This window comes from Streptomyces sp. NRRL F-2664 (assembly GCF_000719345.1).
Classification (GTDB): Bacteria; Actinomycetota; Actinomycetes; order Streptomycetales; family Streptomycetaceae; genus Streptomyces.
Map to the genome: position 1 here is coordinate 1 of NZ_JOFX01000135.1, position 3,230 is coordinate 3,230.

The 3,230-nt window shown below is 72.0% G+C and carries 2 protein-coding genes, 1 tRNA gene and 1 pseudogene; 3 read left to right on the plus strand and 1 reads right to left on the minus strand.

Going from position 1 to position 3,230, the window contains the following annotated elements; translation table 11 throughout:
* Both IF89_RS0134615 and IF89_RS0134620 read left to right on the plus strand, forming a co-directional pair.
* A partial coding sequence (locus tag IF89_RS0134615) for an RHS repeat-associated core domain-containing protein (RefSeq protein ID WP_030776779.1) occupies positions 1-991 on the plus strand: 991 nt, incomplete at its 5' end.
* 375 nt (positions 992-1,366) lie between these two features.
* A tRNA-Arg gene (locus tag IF89_RS0134620) sits at positions 1,367-1,440 on the plus strand.
* Positions 1,441-2,201: 761 nt separating this feature from the next.
* On the opposite strand, the gene IF89_RS0134625 is transcribed toward IF89_RS0134620, so the two are convergent.
* On the minus strand, positions 2,202-2,492 hold the full coding sequence (locus IF89_RS0134625) for a hypothetical protein (protein ID WP_030776781.1): 291 nt from the start codon (positions 2,490-2,492) through the stop codon (positions 2,202-2,204).
* Between the two features lie 387 nt (positions 2,493-2,879).
* Between IF89_RS0134625 and IF89_RS0134630 the strand changes: the two are divergent.
* A pseudogene (locus IF89_RS0134630) lies at positions 2,880-3,230 on the plus strand (hypothetical protein); the annotation flags it as partial.

Here is a 3,230-nt window from a genome sequence, read left to right on the forward strand (position 1 = left end):
CCGCGCCTACACCGACTACGGCCGGGAAACCCGCCCCGACGGCACACCCGCCCCCGCCGCACACCGCGCCGCCGACCCCGCCGCCAACCCCTTCCGCTTCGGCGGCGAGTACGCCAACACCGAAAACGGAACCGACTACACCCCCGCACGCCTCTACCACCCCGAAACCGGCCGCTTCACCACCCGCGACCCCCACCCCACACCCCTCAACAAATACCAAGCCTTCGACACCAACCCCATCGAGCACACCGACCCGAGCGGAAACATCAGCTTCAAGCTGCCCAGGTTTATAACGAGGTACCGGAAGGCCCACAACCGCAAGTTGAAGAACACCCAGCGCCGCACTGAAGCTATCGCCCAAATTCACAAGGACTGGGTGGCGGAGCGGTCCATAAACCGAGACAAGGTGGCCGCCAGGCTGGCGGACACGGTGGGCCGCAACTTCCTCAGCGACTCTCCGGAAGCGCAGCGAAGGAGAAGAATTGCGCAACGCAATGACTTCCTCTACTTCCAGAGCGAGGAATTCAAGCGGAGCGAGGCGGGCCAGCATGCCGTGCTGGATCCCGGGGCTGCATCCGTGGTGCTCGAGGGCACCGGGTTCCCGGCCCGGGCGAAAGGGGCTGGCTTCTGGGCCGACGGCCTGGGAGGGCAGGACCCGGTCAGCCCCAGCCAGCGCTGGGTCAATGAGAATGACTTCAGCAAATACCCTGAACTCTGGGTCGCAAAGCATCTCTCCGAAATGCGGCTGCGGATAGACAGTGCCGCAAAATGGGCATTGGGTAACGATATCGACGGTGCCGATGAGCTTGGCAGGAAGGCCGTCAGTGCCAAATACTACGCGAATGAGCTTTCTGCCTACAACTGGATGCGGTACAACCAGAAGTTCGAACAGGATCGGGGCGGGGGGCCCGTGTATAAGACCACTGTCGTATACCGGCAGGACGGCGCGAACAGGAAAGTACTCTTCACCGACGCCTACACCGGGACCTGACGAGACGGGGTGGTGGGCCGCCCGCTGACCCGGTGCCACTGACACTCCGGCGGGCCGCGGCCGGAACAGTCTGCTCCCGGGCTGCGCCCGCCCGCGGCGTCCTGGGGCCCGCCCGCCTGCGGCACCGGGTCGGCGCCGACGCCCGGGCCGGCAGCCAGCAGCCCAGCCAGCCGTGAGCACCGTCGCAGTCCCGCCGGCCGGCCCCGCCTGCCGCACCGTGCCGTCGGGCAGCCGGCTGGCTCCCCGCGGAGGGCCGTCCGGTCGCCTTGCGGCAGCCGGTGCGGTCCGCGGAGTCCGGTGCCGGTGGGCTGGACGGCCGCGGCGGCGGGTTGCGGCGTGCGGTATGGGCGGGCGCGTGTTCTGATGCGAGATGCGGGGGCGGTAGCTCAGCCGGATAGAGCAGCGGACTTCTAATCCGCAGGCCGTGGGTTCGATTCCCACCCGCCCCACCGAGGGCCTGACGGTTCCGCCAGGGGCCGGCGCTGCATCCGGGGACAGGGGCGGCCTGCCCGGCCCGGCAGGCCGCCTGGCCGGCGGTGCATTCCCCCGCCCCCCGCCGCGGAGCCCCGCCGCGGGCTGTCCGGGCAGGGGGAAGCCCCGGCGCGGGCACCGGCCGGGCACTTGACAGGACCGCCATAACAGCAGCGGCGGCGGACAGCGGACCAGCAGTCGCCCGCGCGGCTCCACGGCGTGCACACCCCCCTTCCCGGCGCGGGCGGGGGAGATATGCGCGAAACGGGAGGCCGCCTGGCTGCGCTGCGTTAATTTCCAGCTGCAGGCCCGGCGGGCGCTGAATCCGGCTGGAGGCTGCCCGCAAGTGACCGGGCAGGACCGGCTGCCCAGTGCCGTGAGGGCCGGATGCGCTGGCGGCACAGGGCTGCCCGCTGCCCGAGCCTGGCGGAACGGGGGAGGGGGCGCCGGCAGGGCGGCCGTGTGCCGCACCGGGGAGGCAGAGGGTACGGGCTTGCCGGGGCCCGGCAGCCGTCGGCCGAAGCGGCGGCGGCCGCACCGGTGTGGGCCATTGGTGTGACTGCCGGGCCGGGCGCGGGGGGTGGGCTGGCCATGTGCTGGGAGGATGGCGGATGCCGCTGAGCGGCGCGCCGCGGCGGTGGGGCCTTCCCCGCCGCGGAGGCAGGAGCCCCGGGACATTCCTTCCCCGGGGCTCCTGCTGCTCCCGGCACTGCAGTCGCTCCCACTGCCGGGCCCGTGTTCAAGGGCGCCCGGCGGCCAGGAGGCCGGTCTGCCCGGTCTGTATAGCGTGGACCACTGTGTCGTGGAGGGTGCGGCTGGCTTCTTCACTGCGGCAGGGGACAGGGCTGCCCGGCAGGGGGTGCCAGTCGTTCGCCCCGGTGTACTGGACGGTGATGTGGGCGAGCTGCTCGGTTTCGGTCCAGGTGGTATGGACCCCGATCTCGCCGGTGAGGACGCGGCCGTCACAGATTCTCACTCCGCGGGGTGCGGCGTAGACGGCGGGGGTGGTCCATGACGCCCAGGCAGGCATTGCGGTCTCCCTGCTGTTCAGCCGATGCTCCTGCCAGTGTGAAGACGCGTCGGCCGGCCCGCACGCCCGGGCGTACTGCGGGGATGACGGCCCGTGACCGGCACAGGCCCCTCAAAGGCGGGGCAGCAGGTGGCACCGGCCTGCGGAGGGGCAGTGCCGCTGGCCCTTCGGCGGTGCCCCGCTGCAGGCAGGCATCGCCGCGGTAGCGGCGGGGGCCGGGGTCTGGCCCGGCCTTCTCCGCAGCTTCGCTGCGGGCCCCTGTACGGCACAGGGGCTGTTCGGAGGAGAGACGCCAGCCCCCCCTTCCTGTTCTCCTGGACGGACCTGCCCGCTCTGCCTGCCTCCCCGGGAATTCCTGTGCCTTCTTCCTCTCTGTCTTCTGCCGCTGTGCGCCGTGTCCGCCGCAACGGCGTCGCCGGCCTCCTCGCCCTGGCCGCTGCCGGCACCGTCGCCGGGGAGAGCGCGGGTGAGGCCTTTGCCGCCCCCGGCTCCCGCTCCGCAGCCGCGGCGTCAGCGGTGCCGGGTGCCTCCGGCACCGTGTCCGGTGTGTTCGCCCCCGGTGAGGAGGCGGGCGGCGCGGTGGATGCGCGGACCGGCCGCTACTCCTTAGAGGTGCCGCTGCTGGCGACGGCGGGGCGGGGTGAGGCGGGGTTTGCGCTGGCTCTGTCGTATGACCAGGAGTTGTCGGGTCTGGGGGTGGACCGGCAGGGCCTGGGCGCGGGCATGGGCCTGGGCCTG

What these genes read in the sequence shown, in the direction of transcription:
- IF89_RS0134625 (WP_030776781.1), bottom strand. Translation starts at nt 2,492, where the DNA reads ATGCCTGCCTGGGCGTCATGGACCACCCCCGCCGTCTACGCCGCACCC.